The organism is Aminithiophilus ramosus (genome assembly GCF_018069705.1).
In the GTDB taxonomy this organism is placed as follows: Bacteria; Synergistota; Synergistia; order Synergistales; family Aminithiophilaceae; genus Aminithiophilus; species Aminithiophilus ramosus.
Window position 1 is genome coordinate 1126447 of sequence record NZ_CP072943.1, and the last position, 19285, is coordinate 1145731.

The 19285-nt window shown below is 63.4% G+C and carries 14 protein-coding genes and 2 tRNA genes; 7 read left to right on the forward strand and 9 right to left on the reverse strand.

Translation table 11 applies throughout. The annotated features are described in order from the left end of the window. The 6 genes from KAR29_RS05155 to KAR29_RS05180 all read right to left on the reverse strand — a co-directional run bounded on the left by KAR29_RS05155 (position 1) and on the right by KAR29_RS05180 (position 7896). Positions 1-807 (reverse strand): undecaprenyl-diphosphate phosphatase, encoded by an 807-nt coding sequence (locus KAR29_RS05155; RefSeq protein ID WP_274374554.1) that lies wholly within the window; start codon positions 805-807, stop codon positions 1-3. After that, complete coding sequence (locus KAR29_RS05160; RefSeq protein WP_274374916.1) at positions 794-2419, reverse strand: Na/Pi cotransporter family protein; 1626 nt, start codon at positions 2417-2419, stop codon at positions 794-796. The genes KAR29_RS05155 and KAR29_RS05160 overlap by 14 nt, the downstream gene beginning before the upstream one ends. 45 nt (positions 2420-2464) lie before the next feature. After that, positions 2465-4177, reverse strand: coding sequence for a ribonuclease J (locus KAR29_RS05165; protein WP_311135618.1), 1713 nt, complete (start codon positions 4175-4177; stop codon positions 2465-2467). A gap of 115 nt (positions 4178-4292) precedes the next feature. Beyond that, complete coding sequence (locus KAR29_RS05170) at positions 4293-5555, reverse strand: class II fructose-bisphosphate aldolase (protein ID WP_274374556.1); 1263 nt, start codon at positions 5553-5555, stop codon at positions 4293-4295. Positions 5556-5678: 123 nt separating this feature from the next. Then, complete coding sequence (locus KAR29_RS05175) at positions 5679-6500, reverse strand: hypothetical protein (RefSeq protein ID WP_274374557.1); 822 nt, start codon at positions 6498-6500, stop codon at positions 5679-5681. A 13-nt stretch (positions 6501-6513) separates the two neighbouring features. After that, positions 6514-7896, reverse strand: a complete 1383-nt coding sequence (locus KAR29_RS05180; protein ID WP_274374558.1) for a CsgG/HfaB family protein — start codon at positions 7894-7896, stop codon at positions 6514-6516. 873 nt (positions 7897-8769) lie between these two features. Here KAR29_RS05180 and KAR29_RS05185 point away from each other — a divergent pair. The 4 genes from KAR29_RS05185 to KAR29_RS05200 all read left to right on the forward strand — a co-directional run bounded on the left by KAR29_RS05185 (position 8770) and on the right by KAR29_RS05200 (position 12352). Further along, positions 8770-8843 (forward strand) — tRNA-Gln (locus KAR29_RS05185). A gap of 306 nt (positions 8844-9149) precedes the next feature. Next, a tRNA-Glu gene (locus KAR29_RS05190) sits at positions 9150-9225 on the forward strand. A gap of 483 nt (positions 9226-9708) precedes the next feature. Then, on the forward strand, positions 9709-10236 hold the full coding sequence (locus KAR29_RS05195) for a chemotaxis protein CheW (protein ID WP_274374559.1): 528 nt from the start codon (positions 9709-9711) through the stop codon (positions 10234-10236). A gap of 94 nt (positions 10237-10330) precedes the next feature. Continuing rightward, positions 10331-12352: a methyl-accepting chemotaxis protein gene (locus KAR29_RS05200; RefSeq protein ID WP_274374560.1), complete on the forward strand. Its 2022-nt coding sequence runs from the start codon at positions 10331-10333 to the stop codon at positions 12350-12352. Positions 12353-12436: 84 nt separating this feature from the next. Here KAR29_RS05200 and KAR29_RS05205 read toward each other — a convergent pair whose 3' ends face one another. Further along, complete coding sequence (locus tag KAR29_RS05205; protein ID WP_274374561.1) at positions 12437-13639, reverse strand: M20 metallopeptidase family protein; 1203 nt, start codon at positions 13637-13639, stop codon at positions 12437-12439. Between the two features lie 2 nt (positions 13640-13641). Then, positions 13642-15036, reverse strand: a complete 1395-nt coding sequence (locus KAR29_RS05210) for a YfcC family protein (protein WP_274374562.1) — start codon at positions 15034-15036, stop codon at positions 13642-13644. A 427-nt stretch (positions 15037-15463) separates the two neighbouring features. Between KAR29_RS05210 and KAR29_RS05215 the strand changes: the two genes are divergently transcribed. Then, entirely contained in the window at positions 15464-16219 is a 756-nt protein-coding gene (locus tag KAR29_RS05215; protein ID WP_274374563.1) for an IclR family transcriptional regulator, read from the forward strand. A gap of 84 nt (positions 16220-16303) precedes the next feature. Here KAR29_RS05215 and KAR29_RS05220 read toward each other — a convergent pair whose 3' ends face one another. After that, positions 16304-16996 (reverse strand): GntR family transcriptional regulator, encoded by a 693-nt coding sequence (locus tag KAR29_RS05220; RefSeq protein WP_274374564.1) that lies wholly within the window; start codon positions 16994-16996, stop codon positions 16304-16306. 154 nt (positions 16997-17150) lie between these two features. On the opposite strand from KAR29_RS05220, the gene KAR29_RS05225 reads away from it, so the two are divergent. Both KAR29_RS05225 and KAR29_RS05230 read left to right on the forward strand, forming a co-directional pair. Then, positions 17151-18326, forward strand: a complete 1176-nt coding sequence (locus KAR29_RS05225) for a glycine C-acetyltransferase (protein WP_274374917.1) — start codon at positions 17151-17153, stop codon at positions 18324-18326. Beyond that, positions 18323-19279 carry an NAD-dependent epimerase/dehydratase family protein gene (locus tag KAR29_RS05230; RefSeq protein WP_274374565.1) on the forward strand — a complete coding sequence of 319 codons (957 nt, stop codon included), beginning with the start codon at positions 18323-18325 and terminating at the stop codon, positions 19277-19279. The genes KAR29_RS05225 and KAR29_RS05230 overlap by 4 nt, the downstream gene beginning before the upstream one ends. Positions 19280-19285: the final 6 nt, after the last annotated feature.

The following is a 19285-nucleotide window of genomic DNA, read 5'->3' on the forward strand; positions in this document are numbered from 1 at the left end:
TCACCCCCTGACGACGGAAAGGGCCAGGGTGCCCAGTCCCAGCAGGAGACAGTAGAGGGAAAAACCGCGCCACCTGCCCAGTGTAACGACTCGTCGGAGAAGAACAAGGGAGAAATAGCCCGTCGCGAAGGCGGCCATCGCCCCGACGAGCCATCCTGACGGAAGGGCTGCCGTGAAGTCGCCCCAGCTCCCGACGGAACGCAGCTCCAGAAAGGTGGCACCGCAGATGGCCGGAACGGAGAGGAGGAAGGAAAAACGAAAGGCCTCCTCGGACTTGAGCCCCGTGGCCAAACCCGTGACGATCGTCGCGCCCGATCGGGAAAGGCCGGGGATGACGGCCAATCCCTGTGCCAGACCGACGAAAAAGCCCGAGGAGAGGACGACCTGCCCTCCTCGGCGGGGAAGGCGACCTGCCGCGAAAAGCAGCGACGCCGTCAGCACCAGGGCAAGCCCCACGGCCCAGGGGAGATGGATCATCCTCTCCACTAAAGGCTTGAGCCCCAGGGCAGGAAAAGCCGTGACGACCGTACCGGCGGCCACGGCCCAGCCGTAGCGCCATCCCTCGCTCCAGCGGCCTCGGGCAGAGACAAACCCGCCGAGCCACTCCAGGACCAGATCGACGATGTCGCGCCAGAAGTAGAGCACCGTCGCGCCCATCGTCGCCATGTGAAGCACGAGATCAAAGGGCAGAGGCGCCTCATCGAAGCCGAGGAGCCACTGGGCCAGGGCGAGGTGCCCCGAGCTGCTGACGGGAAGGAACTCCGTCGCCCCCTGGACGACGCCGAGAAGCAGACTATGAACGGCCATGAGAGATATCCCCCTCTCGGAGACGGACGACATCGGAGACCCCCAGGGCGAGATTGCGCGAATGATCGCCGATCCGTTCGAGGTTGCTCAGGATGTCGATGAAAATGACGCTCGCCGCCGGAGAACAGACACCGGCGTTGAGGCGGCCGATGTGTCGCTTGCGCAGCATCTTCTCGTCGTTGTCGATCTCGTCTTCGATGCGGTCGACTTCGGCCATGTCGGGCAAGGCCTCGAGGCGGATCGCCTCGACGGAGGAGGCGAAGGCCCCTCGCGTCTTGTCGAACATGGAGGTGAACTCGGCCATGGCCGTCGGCGAGAATTCGATGTGCTGGTCCTGCTTCATCTCGAAAAGCTCGATGATGTTCTGGGCGTGATCACCGACGCGCTCCACGTCGCCGATGCCGTTGACGTAGAGGGAGAGGACGCTGGCGAGATCGGAGGAGAGGCTGGCCTGGCCCAGCTCGGCGGCGAAACGGGTGATCTCGCGGTTCAGCTCGTTGACGAGCTTCTCGTTCTCGTTGACCATGTCGATCCTTCTTGCGTCGTCGTTGACAAAGGCCTCGCGGACGAAGTCGAGCATCTCCAGGGCCAGCACTCCCATACGGACCATCTCCATGCGGACGGCGTCGACGGCGGCGGCAGGGGCCGCCGCGATGAGGCGCCTGTCGAGAAAACGGGGACCCGTCTCGTGGACGATGCCCTGCGTCGGCACGAGCCGTTCGATGAGCTTGACGAAAGGCGTCGTGAAAGGGAGGAAGAGAAGGGTATTGGAGACGTTGAAGAGGGTATGGGCGTTGGCGAGCTGTCGGGCGATGTCGTCGGAGGTAAGCAGAACGACCTGGGTAAAGACAGGAAGGAGGAGCATGAAGAAAAGGACACCGAAAACGTTGAAAAGCACGTGCGAAGCTGCGGCCTGCTTGGCCTCGCGCCCAGAACCGGCCGAGGCCAGAACGGCCGTGATCGTCGTCCCGATGTTATCGCCGAAAAGGATGGGAATGGCCGCCCCCAGGGGGAGAAACCCCTGGGAGGCCATGGCGATGGTGAGCCCCACCGTGGCCGAGCTGGACTGGACCAGGACCGTCAGCCCCACTCCGGCCAGGACGGCCAGGACGGGATGGTGGGAGAAGGCCAGGAAAAGATCCTGACGCCCGGCCAGGAACTTCATGGCCTCCTCCATCGTCGTCATCCCCAGGAAGAGGAGGCCGAAACCGATGAGGCCGTTCCCCATGTACCTGCGCATCTTCGAGCGTCCGATGAAGGAGAGCGCCACGCCGAGGGCGATGATGGGCAGGGCGAAATCCTTGATCTTGAAGGCGATGAGCTGAGCCGTCACCGTCGTGCCGATATTGGCCCCCATGATGACGCCCACGGCCTGCTTGAGCGTCATCAGCCCGGCGTGGACGAAGCTGACCGTCATGACCGTCGTGCCGCTGCTGCTCTGGATCAGGATGGTCACCAGCGTCCCGACCAGGACGCCCCGGACAGGCGTCTTGGTCAGCGCGGCGATGAGCCGTCTGAGGCGGTCTCCCGCCAGATCCTGAAGGGCCTCGCCCATCAGTCTGATGCCGAAAAGGAAAAGTCCCACGCCGCCCAAAAGCTGCATGAGGGTCATCGTCGACACAAATCGTCACTCCCGACCTTGAAATCTTTCGGAGGGCTAGACCTCCACGAGGGAAATCAACGGCATGATTACCGGGTAGCTGCGCGTGTGGCGGCGGACCAGGTCCTTGACGCGACCTCTGATCTTCTGGGCCAGATCCTCCTCGTCGATGGAACCCTTGCGGGCAGCCGTCTCGACGAGTTTCATCACCGTCTCGCGGACCTCTCGATGGAGCTCCTCGGCCATATCGACATGGAGGAAGCCTCGACTCTCGGTAACGACGGGACGGAGAAGCACTCCGTCGGTGGAGAGGACGACGGAGACGGTGAGAATCCCCTCTTCGGAGAGATCGCGTCGCTCCTGCATGACGCTCCCCTCCAGCTCGCCCATGACCCGGCCGTCGACGAGGATGCTGCCGAAGGGGACGTTCCCTTTGATCTGGGCCTTATCGGCGCTGATCTGGAGGACATCGCCGTTGAGGAGGAGAAAGGTGTTCCGGGCCGGCACTCCCGTGTCCTGGGCCAGCTGATTGTGGCGCACCAGGTGACGGTATTCGCCGTGAACGGGGACGAAGTAGCGGGGCCTGACGATGGAGAGCATCATCTTCAGCTCCTCCTGCGCCGCATGGCCCGAGACGTGAATCTGCCTCTCCCTCTCGTAGACGACGTCGCAGCCGCAGGCGAAGAGACGGTTGACGGTATGGCTCACGAGCTTCTCGTTGCCCGGAATAGGCGTGGCGCTGACGACGACGACATCCTTTTCGGAGAGCTTGATGTGATGGTGCTCCCCCTTGCTCATGAGAACGAGGCCCGAGAAGGGCTCTCCCTGACTCCCCGTCGTGAGGACCACGAGGCGATTGTGGGGGATCTTGTCCACGTCCTGGGGGGCGATCAAAAGGCTCTCGTCGACGCTGACGTAGCCCAGCTCCCGTGCCAGGGCGACGTTGTTGATCATGCTCCGCCCCATGAGAACGACCTTGCGGTTGAAACGGGCCGCCACGTCGAAGACCTGCTGGGCCCGGTGAAGGTTGCTGGCGAAGGTGGCCAAGACGATGCGTCTGTTACGGTGAAGGCGGAAAAGTTCCTCCAAGGTCCGTCCCACGAGGCGCTCCGAGGCGGTAAAGCCGGAACGCTCGACGTTCGTCGAGTCCGACATGAGAAGCAGGACACCCCTTCGCCCCAGCTCGGCGAAGGTGCCGTAATCGGTGACCCGGCCGTCGATGGGCGTGGGATCGAGCTTGAAATCTCCCGTGTGGACCACCGTCCCGAGCGGCGTGTGGAGGGCATAGCCGACGCCGTCGGGAATGGAGTGACAGACGGCGATGAACTCGAAGCTGAAGGCGCCAAGCTCGACGACATCGCCGGCGCGGATCTCGTGAAAGCGGGGCTCGTAGGCGGGGGCCGCCTCCTTGAGCTTGTTGCGGATCATGCCCAGAGTCAGTTTCGTGGCATAAACGGGGACGTCGAGACGGGGAAGGACGAAGGGAAGGGCCCCGATGTGGTCCTCGTGGCCATGGGTGACCACGATGGCCCGGAGATTCTCCCTGCGCTCTTCGACATAACTCACGTCGGGGATGACGTAATCGATGCCCAACATGTCCTCTTCGGGAAACATGAGTCCACAGTCGACCATCACCAGATCGTCTCCGTACTCGAATACCGTGCAGTTCTTGCCTATCTGCCCCAGTCCCCCCAAAGGAATGACGCGCAGATCGGCGGCACCGGAAGCGCTCTTGCCGCTTCGACGCCTTCTTGTCTTTGATTTAGCCAAGGCATCACCTCCCATCAAATAATCATAGTACCACGAGGGCACGAAAAGCGGGGAGGGCTCTGCCCTCCCCGGGCGATAATCCCTCCGGAAGAGGGACTACCGGAAACGGTCCTGCCTAGTCGGAATAATCGTTGCCGTCGCCCCGGCGGCTGTCTGGAGCCGTCTCCGGGGAAAACTCGGAGCGAGAGCGGAGAATCGTGCGCTCCGGCGCGCAGTTGTGGTCGCGCCGGGCGGACATCAGCTCCAGGACGGCATCGGCCGTCCCCTCGGCCCTGAAGGCCCTGATGAAACGCTCGGCCCAGGCCTGCGTCTCGTCGACGATCCGGTCCTGAACGGGTCGGGGCAGGGCCAGGATCTCGTCGCCGAAGGGCCTGTTGGCCTTCTTGTAGTCGCCGCTCTTGCGGGAGTAACCCTTTCCGTCGGCCCAGGCGACAATGCGCTCCCAGAGTTCGGCGGGAACCCCCCTGTCGGCCTCCTTGACGTAGCTTCCCCCTTCAGTGAGGGCGTTGCCCGTCTCGGGATCCATCTTGAGGCCGAAGAGGACGTTCTGAAAGAGCGTCGCCACGTTTCCCTTGTTGATGCCGTAGTGGGAGAAGCGCCCGCACTTGTCCAGAGGCGTTCCCGAAATGCCGTGCTGGGCGATGGAGACGCCGTAGGGGGCGATGGCCTCGGCGATGGCCTTCGTCGCCTCCAGATCGATCCCCTCGACCTGCCCCATCGAGGGATCGTAGGTGCCGTGAAGCGAGCCGTTGGAGATGGCCAGAAGGTCGGGGAAGACGCCCCAGGCGTTGAGACCTCCGACGAAGAAAAGGGCCTCCTCGGGCGTCGAAACCTCGCCGGCCCCCTTGATCTCTCCCACCTCGACTTCGAGACCGATGTAGGGGGGAACATGCATGGCCACGTCACGGGTGAAACAGAGATTCTCCCAGTCTGGACTGTGAGAGGCGTCGATGGCCACCGACGTCCACCCCTTCTCCATGGCCATGCGGATCTGGGAGATCGCCCTGAGAAGATCCTCATCGGACTTCACGGCGTAGTGATCCATGTGAAGGGCGAAGATCACGCCGTGGCCCAGTTCGGCCGAATAGCGGACGGCATACTCGACCATGTTCTCGTAGGTGCTGGCGCAGTAGGTCGACTCCGACTTGGCCAATTCGAGAACGACGGCGGCGTCGAGTTTTTTCGCCGCCCGAAGGACGCCCTTGATCGTCAGAGGGTTGCGGGCGTTGGCAGCCAGCATGATCGCTCCGACCCTCTTGGCGGCGCCGAAGACGTCGCGACCGCTCACCAAGCCAACGGGCTCGCCGCCGTAAGCGGCCTGCACGTTCAGGGGACGCTTGCGCAACATCTCCCCATAGGCCGCACCTTCCACGTTCATAAAACAGCCACCTCCAGAGGATTCTATGATTTCGACCCCGAGGGCCGACTCTTCTCCGGAACCCATTCTACACCATGACGTGGAGGAACCGGGCGAACGACGGAGCTGTGGCCGTCGCCCCTTTCATTGGAACTCGGCTGTGATCTGGCCTGGCCCGACGACACGGACGGCGAGGTTGTTCTGGCGCTTGGCCAGGGAAGAACCCAGCTCCTGGATGTCGCCGCGATAGTCGAGCTCGATCTGTCCCGCTCCGCCCGAATAGCCCGTGGCCTTGGCGGAAGTGACTCCGGCCAAGTGGCGGCAGGTCTCGAGCACTTCGTTGATCTGATTGAAGGAGGTCACCTTGTTGAGGGTGAGGCGGACCGTCGCGGAGGTGGACAGTGCTGCGGACTCCTGGGGAGGGGCACCGACGAGGGAGGCCGCCATGGCCCGGGCGGCCTCGGTCAGGGCCTTTTCCAGTGCCTCTCCGGCGCTGTAGCCGAGCTGTTTTCCCGATGCCGTGCCCGAAAAGACATACTTGCCCGTCGCCGTCGAGTAGGCCTCGACGGCGATATCGGCCGTGGCCGTGAAGAGGCCGAACTCGTTCTGGCGCGGCTGAGGGAGCTTGGCCCGGCCGGAGACGAAAAAGCCGACGCCGTACTGGGAGCCGAGCCTGAGGATGGCGTCGACGTCGCCGTCGAGGGCGGCGCGGGCGGCCTTGCTCCGGCGGATCTCCTCCATTCTCCTGGGGTTGACGACGGAATAGCCGTTTTGAAGGAGGATCTCCAGGACCGTCGCCTCCGCCGTGCCCAGCGTCTGTCCCGATCCGTCCAGACTCGCCGATCCCTCGTGGAGGACGAGGGCGACGGTTCCCTTCTTGGGAAGGGCCGACTGGGCCGCCGAAGGAGAGAAAAGGAACAGCAGCAGCAGACCGGCGAGAAGCCTCCGGGAATAGGCAGCGGTCACGGTTCAGGCCCCCTTAAAGTTTGTACTTGGCCCGGTATTCCAGGGCCGGCTCATAGGCGGGATTGATCTTCAGGGCCTTGTCGAGCCACTGGGTGGCGTCCTTTTTCCGGCCCAGCTTGTGAGCGGCGCGGGCGGCCCAGTAGGCGTCGAGGTAGTTCCCCTCGTAGGCCTCGAAGGCGTTGACGAAGGCCTTGTAGGCCTGAGAGAACTGGTTATTCGAGTAGCTGTAGTAGCCTCCCTTGTGGGAGATGAGGATGGCGTTCTTCGTGGCCCCGTCTATGGGGTAGCCGTCGACGACGTCGGTCTGATCCGAGGTGTTGGCCGTTCCTCCCGTGAGGGGGACCTGGGACGGAGCCGGAGCGCTTTCAGGAGCCGGGGCGCTTTCGACGGCCACGGTCTGGGGCACAGGTGCCGGCTGGTAGGGGGCAGCCGGAGCCGCATCGGTCCCGATCCGGCTCAGCTCCTCCAGGGAGCGGCTGCGCAGGGGCTCCTTCTCGACGTCGCCGAAGAAGAACTCGATCTTGTCGCCTCGGCGCAGCTCGCCTCCCTTGCCCTTGGCGACGGAGCACTTGGAGTAGCGTCCCTGGACCTCTTCGGCCTTCAGGAGGGCCACCGTCTCCTTTTCGACGTCGATAAGACTGCCGTCGATGCCGATAACGGGGTTGGTCTCGATATAGACGCGGAAGATCTGCCCCTTCTGGACGCCGTTGGCGCTGCCCACGTCGACGGTTACGGAGGAAGAGGAGGAGGCCAGGACGTTATAGGCCACGGGACTCAGGTCGCGCATGAGCCGCTGGGAGATCTTCTGGACGCAGTCGTAGGTGGCGGCCGAGAGAAGGCCGCCGCTCTCACCCTGGCCGAGGACGACGCCGCCCAGGTAGGCTCCGCTCATGGAGTGATCGGCCAGTCCGGCCTCGCGGATGGAAGTGCGGACCTCGGCCGTCTCGACGTCGATGACGCGGACATCGAGGGAGACCTTGGCCTTCGTCTGGCCCGTGGCGATGCCGACGCCGACGCCGAGAAGAGGGATGGCTCCTCCCGAAGTCGTCGAGGTGAACTCCGTGATGGCTCCGGTGATGATGCACTGAACGCCGACGAGGCGTCCCAAAGAGACAGCCGTTCCGGCGTCAACGAGGCCTGAGACGGCCAGACGCTGTTCCTGGGCGAGGCCTTCCAGCTGGCTTCGTTCGTAGACGGAGAAGGCCCCCGTCCGGACCAGCTCCGTCGTCAGCATGTCCGTGATGCCGCGACGGACGGCATCGTCGACGGCCGAGCCGCCGGTGGCGTTGTTCTGGAACTCGAGGACGGCGATCTTCATCTTCGCCTGAGCCTGAGGAGCGGACAGCAAGAGCAGCGGCAGGGCCAGCAGAATGAGGACGACTCTCTTTTTTCTCAACAATGCATACACCTCCAAAAAGATAAGACCGATCTCATAGCGACTCGGAAAAGGGTATTGAAAAAGAATGCGTTCATTCCCTTATATAGCAAAAAAAGAGTCAAAGGGAAAGACGGATTTCCTGCATTTCCTCTATTAAAGAGCGATTCTCTCGGACACCAAGGCTTCTCCTTTCGAAAAAATTCCGACAGGATCCCTTTTCGCGCTCTCACCTGTCCTGCGGCATCCGAAAGGACGGACGCTCCGACCCTCGTTTTCCCCCATGAAGATCTTTGTGTTTAATGCCGGCGACGGAGAGCTCTCCCTACGTCGCCGGACAGGGAAAAGATCGGCGGGCCCCGTTCAGGTTGAATCCCTGAGACAGGGGATACCTCGAGCATCTGACCGCCGATTTTAATTAAATATGCGCGAAACGACCTTCTCGACTGTCCGTTGATGCCCCCCGTCGGTCACGGACGGGGCGGCGTCTTCCACGACGGTGGCATCGTCACGCAAAGTCCTGCGTGTCCGGTGTCGCAGGTTTCACCTCTCGGGCCTGGCCAGGCGACACCGATCTCGGTGAAATCCGCGGTAGTGCCGGCTCGGCCTCGGCTACCTCCGCGATCGTCGTCAGCCCTTTCCATTGCGCCATCGCCGGATCGTTCTCCAGGCCTATCGCCTGATTTCGGGAAATTCTCTCCGGATGACAAAATGCGACAAACGTTGAAGCTGGAAACTCGAGAGCGCATAGGTCTGAAGGCTCATCTTTTAGGTAATTTTACGGGCTCAGATGCCTATGGACGTGAGGGACAATCCACGATATACTGCCTCCGTCTCAGTGGGGGCGCAGCCCCATGCCAGCTTCGGAAGAGTGAACCGCCTCTGCCGACATGTTGGGGAATGGTGCAACGGCAGCACGCCTGACTCTGGATCAGGTAATCGTGGTTCGAATCCACGTTCCCCAGCCAAGACTCCCATCGTTGCGGTCCTTCGCGGCGTTCGTCATATGAAGAGAATCGGATGAGCTCTCGTGTCGGGGGAGAATCCGGTTCTTTTTTTGTCAAAAAACCCATTCCCCGGCCGAGGAGCCGACGGTCCTGAAAGGAGCCTTCTTTCCGCCGCTCCTATCGTGACGCCCTCCCTGCCGGACGACAGGCTCACGATCCGGACTTGCCCGACCCGTCCATGCCTGTTATAATGCATTTCGCTCCACAAGGTGCGCTTCGGTCCGGTGTGCTCTCCCCGCCGGTAAGCACCTAGAGTGCGACAAGAACGGTCCCTTCGTCCAGTGGCCTAGGATAGCGGGTTCTCAGCCCGTCGACAGGGGTTCGAATCCCCTAGGGACTGCCAGAATTTCATGAAAGAGCCGAGTCTCCTCTCCAGGGAGATCGGCTCCTTTTTCGTTTGCCTCCCCCTTTTCCCCTCAGACCATGAAAATCCCCATTCCGCAGGAAGATTTTTGACGTTTTTTAATTCAATGACATTCCAGCAACATTCCAGACCAATCTCACGCTGCCAGAGCGACAACCAGAGTGTCCTAAATTCCTGTTGTTTTTACCACAAAAATGTTTAGGCATCCAAACTGAGCCTGACGGCTATCCGAAACGCAATTTTTCAGGGTTTGATATATTTCCGTTTTACCACTTGAAGAAACAGAAGTGAATCTCTAGAATAGTACTCAAGATGGTGATTTTGCCCCTTCACTTCTCCATCGACAGGTTTTGCGTCCCTGTGGTCTCCGTGAAGCCTCGGCGAAACACCTTTTGTTTTATCAGAAATTGAAACCAAACTTTTTATTCGCATAATTTAATACACTCCTTTTCGTTTTTTCACGTGAAACGACGTCAGCGCGTCCGGCTCCGCTCCGGCCAGAAAGGTTCAGGTGAGATCATGTCGGAAAGACAGATCGTCGTTTTCAGCCTCGGCAAGGAACATTTCGGCGTCGATATCGCCGGCGTCCGAGAGATCGTCCGCTTCTCGGGATGCAGAAGCCTTCCCGGCGCCCCCTCTTTCGTCCTGGGCCTTATCCAGCTCAGGGGAGAGCTGGTGACCCTCGTCGATCTGGCGGCACGCTTTGCTCTGGCCCCTCCGGAGAGGGATGACGCTCAGCGCAAGGTCATCATCGTCCGTCAGGGGACGAAACAGATCGGCATCGTCGTCGACGGCGTCAGCGAAATTCTCCGCGTCGACGACGACGAAATCCGTCCCGTCGATGAGCTTGCCTTCATGGAGAGCCCCGTCGACACCAGCCAGATCACCGGCGTTGCCGCCATCGACGATCGCCTCGTCGTCCTTCTCGATCTGGCCCGGGTCCTCTCGGAAAGGGAGCGAGAGCGGCTGGAGAGCTCCCTCGACGGCTGATCCCCGCCGAACCCTTCGGTCAGCGGAGACCTTTTCCCTCTGTTCTCCGCCCCTTCACGGGAGGGGCGGGGCACTTTCGTCAGGAGGTGCTGCCATGAACTCGTTGCGTGGAAGACTGATCGTCACCTTTCTCGCCGTCGCCCTCTCCGCCATAACCCTCGTCGGTTTCGTCGCCCTCAATCGCTCCCAGAAGGCCCTGCTCGATCTCGCCTGGAAGGAGGGCGACGCCTTGGCCGTCGCCCTCGCCCAGGAAGTCGACGCCTATCTCCGGGAGAGCGCGATGGTGCTCGAGATTCCCGCCGAGACGGAGATCTTCCGTTCCATGAACTGGGCCGACCAGAAGCCCCTTCTGGCTCCCATCCGCACTCGTTTCGGCTTCAACGACGTCTTCATCGCCAAGCCCGACGGATCGGTCTACTCGGCCGTACGCGACGTCGGCGGCGTCAACATCAAGGACAGGGAGTACTTCATCGAGGCCTTCAAACGAAACGAGACCGTCGTCTCCCACCCCGTCGCCGACCGCACGACGGGAGAAATGAGTATTTTCGTCGCCTCGCCCATCGCGCGCCCCGGAGAAAATCCCGTCGGCCTCGTCGTCGGCGCCCTGACGCTGAAGGCCGTTACCGAAGAGGTCGCGTCCGTCACGTGGGGCCAAAAGGGCTACGGCTATCTCCTCGACAGCCGCGGCGTCGTCACGGCCCACCCCAACGGGGATCTCCTGGGACGGCTCAACGCCACGGAAGAAGGAGAGAAGGTCGCCCCCGAGCTGGCCCGGGCCATGAGGGAAGGCCTTTCGGGGAAGCCGGGCCGAGTCGGCTACTTCTTCCTCGGCGAGGACAGGATGACCACCTACGCCCCCGTTCCCTCCACGGGGTGGCTGGCGGCGGTGACGACGCCCGAAGCCGAGCTGCTTGCCCCCGTCCGGGCCCTGCGCACCCTCATCCTCGTCGTCTCGGCCCTTCTGGCCCTCGTCGTCGTCGTCTCCTTCTTCTTCGCCAACGCCGTCGCCGGTCCCGTCACGGCCATCGAGCGCCGCATGGAGGCCCTGGCCGAGGGCGACCTGGCCAGCCCGCTGGAGGCCCGAAGCTCCATCGCCGAGATCAGGAACCTCTCTTCGGCCATGGAGAAAACCCTTGCGAGCCTTTCCGATTCCTTCTCGGCCGTGGCCGACGTGGCCCACGAGCTGGGATCGGAGGCGGAGACCTTCGCCGCCGTGGCCCAGGAGACCAACGCCAGCGCCGAAGAGGCCCGATCGGGCGTCGAGACGGTGGGAGGCGCCATGGAGGCCCTGGCCGCCATCGGCCAGGAGCTGAACGCCTCCGTCGAGGAGGTGGCCTCCGGAGCCGCCACGGCGGCCACGAGAAGCGGGGAGACTTCGGAGGAGGTCGAAAAGGCGCGCCGTGCCGGAGAGCGGGGGCTCGAAGCCGTCAAGGGAACGGTGACGAACATCAACGGCGTGACCGTCGAAATCGAGGGCTCGGCCCGGGCCGTAGCAGAGCTGGCCGACAAGGCGGCCCAGATCGGGAAGATCGTCGCCGTCATCTCGGGCATCGCCGACCAGACGAACCTGCTGGCCCTCAACGCCGCCATCGAGGCGGCCCGGGCGGGCGAGCACGGCCGGGGCTTCGCCGTCGTCGCCGAGGAGGTGCGCAAGCTGGCCGAGGAGTCCAACGGGGCGGCGCGCAACATCGCCGACCTGGCCGGATCGATCGCCTCCGACCTCTTCTCCGTCAAGGAGGGGGCGGGGCGCAATCAGGAGGGAGCCCGCCAGGTCCTGGACCAGAGCCGCGACGTGGTGGAAAAGATCGAACTCATCCTCGAGACGCTGGATCGGATCGCCGCCTCCACGCAGGACGTGGCCACCGTGAGCCAGGGACAGGCCTCCTCCAGCGAGGAGATCGCCTCGGCCATTCAGGACATGGCGAACAAGGTCAACGACTCCAACGCCATGGCCGGCAATGTCCGGGACCAGATGGCCGAAGTCGTCCAGGCCGCCGAGCGCGTCGCCCTGGGCGGAGAGGGACTGGCCCGCATCAGCGGAGAACTCCGGCGGCGCGTCTCGGCTTTCCGCCTTCGGGAGAGTCAGGCCGGACTCGTCGCCGTGCGAAAACGCTGAAAGAAGGAGAGCCCTTCTCTCCCGCCGCAAAAGGGCGCCGTCGCGGTGAAGACCGCGACGGCGCCCTTTTGCGGACCTATCGTCTCAGGATCGGGGAAAACGCCAGGCCAGAGAGGCCAGAAGGGCGGCCCCTTCGGCGAGGACAGACTCGTCGACCTGAAAACGGGGATGGTGATGGGGCCAGTCGGCCCCGCCGCGGCCTCCCATCCCGAGCAGGAGGAAGGCTCCCGGCACCTTTTCGAGGTAGAAGCTGAAGTCCTCCCCGGCCATGGTCGGCCTGAGACGAGTCAGGCGGCGGGAGCCGAAAAGAGTCTCCGCGACGAAACGGGCATAACCGGCCATGGCCTCGTCGTTGACGACGGGAGGCAGGTTGCGCCGATAGTCGAGGACAGCCCCGCATCGGAAGGCCCGGGCCGTGCCGACGGCAATCCTTTCGATGCGCTCCGGCAGGCCGTCGCGCAGCTCGGGAGAAAGGGTCCGTGCCGTCCCCTCGATGACGACCCTGTCGGGAATGACGTTAAAGGCCTCGCCGGAGCGAAGGCTTCCCACGCTGACGACGATGCTTTCAAGGGGGTCGGTCTGACGGCTGACGACCGTCTGAAGGGCCATGAGGAAGGACCCGGCGGCGACGGTGGGATCGACGGCCTCATGGGGCATGGCTCCGTGGCCGCCTCGACCCTCGATCGTGACGGTCCAGCGGTCCGACGAGGCCATCAGAGCCCCGTCGGACCAGCCGATGAGCCCCGCTTCGAGAGGCTGCCAGACGTGAAGGCCGAAGATGGCCTCCACGTCCTTCAAGGCCCCAGAGGCGATCATCGCCTCGGCGCCGGGCCTCGGAACGGCGGCCTCCTCCGAGGGCTGAAAGATCAGCCGGACCCGATGAGAAAGGGAAGAAGCCCGCAAAGCCAGAATGCGTGCCGCTCCCAGAAGGATCGCCACGTGGGCGTCGTGGCCGCAGGCATGCATCCGTCCCGCCACCTCGGAGGCAAAGGGCAGCCCCGTCTCTTCCGTCACGGGAAGGGCGTCCATGTCGGCCCGCAGGGCCACGAGAGGCCCCTTCCCGCCGATGTCGGCCACCACACCCGTCTCGAACCCCTCGCAGCCGAGGCGGATGTCGGCGATTCCCATCTCCTCCAGCCTTTTCGCGACCCAGAGGCTGGTCTCCCTCTCCTCGTAGGCCAGCTCGGGATGGCGATGGAGATGGCGGCGCCAGGCCACCAGCTGTGCCTCTCCCTCGCGGGCCTCCTCCAGGAAGACTCCGGGGAAGAGGGCGGCGTCTCCTGTCATCTTCAGGCCGGCCCCCAGTTGACGGCCACGGCCAGGGCCAGGAAAGCCCAGCTCACGACGAGGATCTTGAGGACCAGAGGGAAGGCGAAGCGGAACCAGCGGTCGAAGGGCACCCGAGCCAGGGCGATCATGGCAAGCAGGCCCCCCAGAGTGGGCACGAGAAGGTTCATGACACCGTCGCCGACCTGAAAGGCCAGGATGGCCGTCTGGCGCGTCATGCCGATGAGATCGCTCAGGGGAATCATGATGGGAAGAGTCGCCATGGCCTGCCCGCTTCCCGAGGGGATGAAGAAGTTGATGACGCTGTGGACGACGGTCATGAGGATGGCGGAAAGGGTCACGGGAAGCCCCGACAGGGGGGATGCCAGGGCCTGGACGATCGTGTCGCCGATGCGTCCGTCGTCGAGAATGACCTGAATGCCCCTGGCGACTCCGATGATGAGGGCGCCTCCGGCGATGTCGCCCGCCCCGCGGACCATTTTGGCGATGATGGCGTCGGAGGTCATTCCCGCCAGGTAACCGGCGACGACGGCCATGATGATGAAGACGGCCGAAATCTCCGTGATGTACCACTTCCATTGGAAGACGCCGAAGAGGATGATCCCCATTCCCAGGAGGAACGATGCCAGGACGAGGCGGTCCCTACCGTCGAGAGAATATTCCTCCAGGGGGCGCCTGAGAGAGAGCCCTTCCGTGTCGATACCTGCGACGAGGCTGGCCGACCGGTCCTTCTTGATCCTGGCCAGGTAGCGGCAGGTGTGATCGGCCACCAAGGCGAGGCTGGCCAGGCAGAAACCGGTCCGAAGAAGCGCGCCGGAGAAGATGGGCAGATTGGCGATGACATGGCCCACGCCGACGGTGTAGGGATTGATGGGCGACGTGGCGAATCCGACGCCGATGCCGGCCACGGCCATGCCGGCTCCGACCATGAGATCGCCGCCCAAGGCCAGGGCGACGAGAATGGCGATGGGGACGAGGGCGATGTTGTTCTCGAAACCCACCGTGGCCCCCAGGAAACCGAAGACGAAGGTCATGAGCCAGACAAGCCGGGGCCCCTTGTCGACGCCGATGCGCCTCACGGCGAGACCCACGGCGTTTTCGAGGGCCCCCGTGGCGTTGAGGAGGCCGAAAAGGGCGCCGGAGATGAGGGTGATGAAGATGATGCTGGCAGCCTTGACCATGCCGATGGGCAAAGCCGTAAAAAGGTCGAAGAGGCCGACGGGAGCCTGGTCGACTCGGTGGTAGGTCCCGGCGACGACGCCCATGCGGCCTCCCACTTCGGCCCTGTCGAACTCTCCTGCGGGAACGATGTAGGTCATGATGCCGGCCATGACGATGATGAGAAAAAGAAGAATGTAGGGATTGGGAATCCTCTCGTACCAACGCTTGCTCTTCAACGGCCTTTCACACCTTTCTCCTCTTGGGGAGGTCACCCTCCTCAGCACCCGTCGCCACTTCGAGCGACGTCGGCCACGGTCCGGGCCGCCCACGCCAGGTGATCCTCATCGCTCCACTCCTGGAGACAGTGACTCCTTCCGCCCCGACTGGAGACGAAAGACACCGCCGTCGGGCACGTCCGGGCAAGATACGTCCTCCCCCGGCCGAATCGGCTCCGAAACCGGCCAGGATAGACAGGTCACTTTCGATGCGCTCCCCGGAAGAGGAGCGCATCGCCATCCGCTTTGCATTCTATCCCATTTAGCGGAATTCCTTTCCCATTTACGCGAGTTTAGCAGATCGACGAAGGCTGTCAATTGACTTTTGAGGCTCTTGGAGCGAAAAACGGTGGGGACGGCCCTGCGCCGTCAGGAAGGAGGCACGCCTTTGACGACGCCTGTCGGTCTGACGACGAAGGTTCTCAGGCTTCTGGAAGCGCTCTTCCACGCCGAGGAGGATCTTGACCTGAAGGAAATAGCCGCCCGAACCGCCATGCCCAAAAGCACCGTCCACCGCATTCTGACCTCGCTCGAGGGGGAGCGGTGGGTCCTCCAGGACAGGGAGACGCGTCACTACCGCATAGGGACACGGATGCTCCTGTTCGCCAACGACTGGCGTCTCCGCCAGGAACTTGTCCGCCAGAGCGACAGCCCCATGCGCGACCTCGTCGGCAGGGCGGGCGAGACGACGGTACTGGCCCTGGCCGACGGGGAGGTGGCCCGGTGCATCCATATCGTCGAGTCACCGAGGGCCATCAAATTTTCCTTTGCCGTCGGAGGAGAGCTGCCCATCTACGCCGGGGCCATGGGGAAGATCCTGCTGGCCTACTGCCCCCAGACGTTTCGGGACTGGATCCTCTCCCAAAGCCTCCGGCCCTTCACGTCCAACACGCTGACCGACTCCGTCCGCCTCCGCGAGGAGCTGGCCCTCGTCCGCAGCCGGGGCTATTCGGTGAGTATCGAGGAGATCAACCCCGGAGGGACGGCCATCGGCGCCCCCATCCTCTCCCCAGGCGGCGAGTTGGTGGCAGGCCTTATCCTGTCGGGACCCCGCTTCAAGTTCGAGGACAAAACGGAGTCGCTGGCCCTTCTCGTCGTCGAAACGGCCCGAAAAATCGAGAAAAACCTTGCGGGACAGCGTTGAGGAAAGAGCGAAAAGCCGAAGCCATAGACAGGGGGCCCTCCCTCAGGAGGGCCCCCTGTCTATGGCACTATGGCCCCGTCCCCCTCAGCGTCGCCGCCTCGGCCCCTGTTCCTGCCTCATGTAGGACTGAAGGTCGTTGGAGGTATAGGTGAGATGGGAGACGAGCGCTTCGAGGGCAGCGGGCAGATCTCCGGCCTCCACGGCAGCCAGGATCCCTCGATGCTGTCTTTGAGACTCGTCGCGCATGGAGACCAGATGGATGCGGATGTTGCGGTCCGTCTTCTGTCTCAGACGGGCGACGACATCCAGCGTCAGGGGGCGGTCGGCCGGTTCGTAGAGGAGATTGTGGAACATCTGATTCAGGTCGCGCCAGCCGATGCAATCCCGCTCCGTCTCCATCCTGTCCAGAACCCGGGCCGCATCGCCGACGATGCGCAAGGTGATCCGGGGAAAGGCGATGCGCAGCAGATTCGCCTCCAAGGCCGCCACCATCTCGTAAAGCTCCTGAGCCTCCTCGACGGAAAGGGCCGTCACCCTGGCTCCTCTGTAGCCCTGAAAACTGACGAGCCCCTCCGTTTCGAGAAGACGAAGGGCCTCCCTGAGAGGGATGGGGCTCACGCCCAGCCGAAGGGCCAGCTGCGCCTGAGGGAGGGGCCTTCCCTCGGGAAGGATGCCCCTGTAGATGGCCTCCCGCAGAACGGAGGCGATGAAGTGGGGGGCCGTGCTGGAACCGGCCATGCGCGAAGCCAGACTTTCAAGGGTAAGCTCTTCGTCCACAGCATGATCCCTCCCCAGAAGAAACTATAGTTTTTCACCTTAAAGATATAATAAATCCATCGCCATTATACTCCATTGACAGCCTTTCCTCTCCGTCGCCATACTGAGTCGAAAGGTCGAACCCAACGAGGAGGGATCGGACGTGACCCATTCCATGTCCTTTATGGCCCGGGAGATCGAGGCGATGAAAGAGGCGGGGCTTTACGGAACCATCCGGACCCTCGATAGCCCCCAGGGAGCGTGGGTTTCCATCGAGGGAAGAAACGTGTTGAACCTCTGCTCCAACAACTATCTGGGTCTCTGCAACCACCCCCGTCTGGCGGAAAAGGTGAAAGACGACGTCGACGTCTGGGGGGTGGGGCCCGGTGCCGTGCGGACCATCGCCGGAACGCTCAGGCCCCACGTCGAACTGGAAAGAAGGCTGGCCTCTTTCAAGGGAGCCGAGGCGGCCATCCTGGTCCAGTCGGGCTTCTGCGCCAACCTGGCCGTCATCCCCACCCTGGTCCCCGGCGAGGAGGACCTGATCTACAGCGACGCCCTCAACCACGCCTCCATCATCGACGCCTGCCGCCTTTCCAAGGCCCGGGTCATCCGCTACGAGCACTCCGACATGGACGATCTGAGGCGGAAGCTGGAGGAGACGAGAGGGGCCCGAGGGCGCAAACTGCTCATAACCGACGGCGTCTTCTCCATGGACGGCGACATCGCCCGCCTTCCCGAGATCGTCCGTCTCTGCCGGGACTTCGACGTCATGACCGCCGTCGACGACGCCCACGGGGAGGGCGTCCTGGGGCGGGGAGGACGGGGCATCGTCGATCACTTCGATCTCCACGGCCAGGTCGACGTCGAGATCGGCACCCTGTCCAAGGCCTTCGGCGTCATGGGCGGCGTCGCCGCCGGAAGCGCCACCCTGGTCGACTACCTCCGCCACAAGGCACGGCCCAATCTCTTCAGCAGCGCCCTCACCCTTCCCGACGTGGCGGCCAATCTGGCGGCCCTGGACATTCTCGAGGAGGACGATCGCCTTGTTCGGCGCCTCTGGCAGAACGGGAACAGGCTTAAAGGCGAACTCAAGGAGTTGGGGTTCGATACGGGCCGGAGCGAGACGCCCATAACGCCCCTCATCATCGGCGAGGCCGCCGATGCCAAGCGATTCAGCGCCGAACTCTTCGAGGCGGGCCTTTTCGCCACGGCCATCGCCTTTCCCACCGTTCCCCGCGGAACGGCCCGAATCCGGGCCATGATCTCGGCGGCCCATTCCGACGACGATCTGCGTTTCGCCGTCGAGACCTTCGCCGCCGTGGGGCGAAGGCTGGGGATCATAAGATGAAGCGCGTCGTCGTAACGGGATCGGGAGGTCAGATCGGATCGGAGCTGGTACCCCATCTCCGCCGCCTCTACGGCGCCGAGAGGGTTCTCGCCACCGACCTCCGCCCCGCCTCGGGCCCCCTCGCCGAAGGAGGTCCCTTCGCCTGCCTCGACGTCCGTGACGGCGAGGCCTTCTCCGCTCTGGTCCGCCACTTTCGGGCCGACACAGTGCTTCACCTGGCGGGGCTCCTCTCGGCCAGGGGAGAAAAAGACGTGGCTCTGGCCTGGGACGTCAACGTCAACGGTTCGGCAACGGCCCTGGAAGTGGCCCGGCAGGAGGGTACGGCCTTCTTCTTCCCCAGCTCCATCGCCGCCTTCGGCCCGTCGACGCCGAAAAAGGAGACGCCTCAGGAGACGTTGCAGCGTCCCACGACCATTTACGGCGTGGGAAAGGTGGCCCTCGAACTCCTCTGCGACTACTATCACCTCAAATTCGGCGTCGACACGCGAGGACTCCGCTTTCCGGGGCTGATCAGCCACGAGACCCAGCCCGGAGGAGGGACGACGGACTACGCCGTCCACATCTACTACGAGGCCGTCAGGAAGGGAAACTACACCAGCTTCATCGCCCCCGGGACCTTCATGGACATGATGTACATGGCCGACGCCCTCGACGCCGTCGTCGGCCTCATGGAGGCCGACCCGGCCCGACTGGTCCACCGCAACGCCTTCAACATATCGGCGATGAGCGTCGATCCCGAGGCCATCGCCTCGGCGATCGGCAAGGTGATCCCCGGCTTCACCATCGCCTACGACGTCGACCCCCTGAGGCAGGCCATCGCCGAGTCCTGGCCCGACTCCCTGGACTGCTCCGCTGCCCGGAAAGAGTGGGATTTCGCTCCCCGCTACGACCTGGAGACCATGACGAGGGAGATGCTGGACCGCATCGCCTCCAAGGGAGGCCGGGCCGCCTAGAAATCT

What these genes read in the sequence shown, in the direction of transcription:
- KAR29_RS05155 (WP_274374554.1), bottom strand. Translation starts at nt 807, where the DNA reads ATGGCCGTTCATAGTCTGCTTCTCGGCGTCGTCCAGGGGGCGACGGAG.
- KAR29_RS05160 (WP_274374916.1), bottom strand. Translation starts at nt 2,419, where the DNA reads ATGACCCTCATGCAGCTTTTGGGCGGCGTGGGACTTTTCCTTTTCGGC.
- KAR29_RS05170 (WP_274374556.1), bottom strand. Translation starts at nt 5,555, where the DNA reads ATGAACGTGGAAGGTGCGGCCTATGGGGAGATGTTGCGCAAGCGTCCC.
- KAR29_RS05200 (WP_274374560.1), top strand. Translation starts at nt 10,331, where the DNA reads ATGAACTCGTTGCGTGGAAGACTGATCGTCACCTTTCTCGCCGTCGCC.
- KAR29_RS05205 (WP_274374561.1), bottom strand. Translation starts at nt 13,639, where the DNA reads ATGACAGGAGACGCCGCCCTCTTCCCCGGAGTCTTCCTGGAGGAGGCC.
- KAR29_RS05225 (WP_274374917.1), top strand. Translation starts at nt 17,151, where the DNA reads ATGTCCTTTATGGCCCGGGAGATCGAGGCGATGAAAGAGGCGGGGCTT.
- KAR29_RS05230 (WP_274374565.1), top strand. Translation starts at nt 18,323, where the DNA reads ATGAAGCGCGTCGTCGTAACGGGATCGGGAGGTCAGATCGGATCGGAG.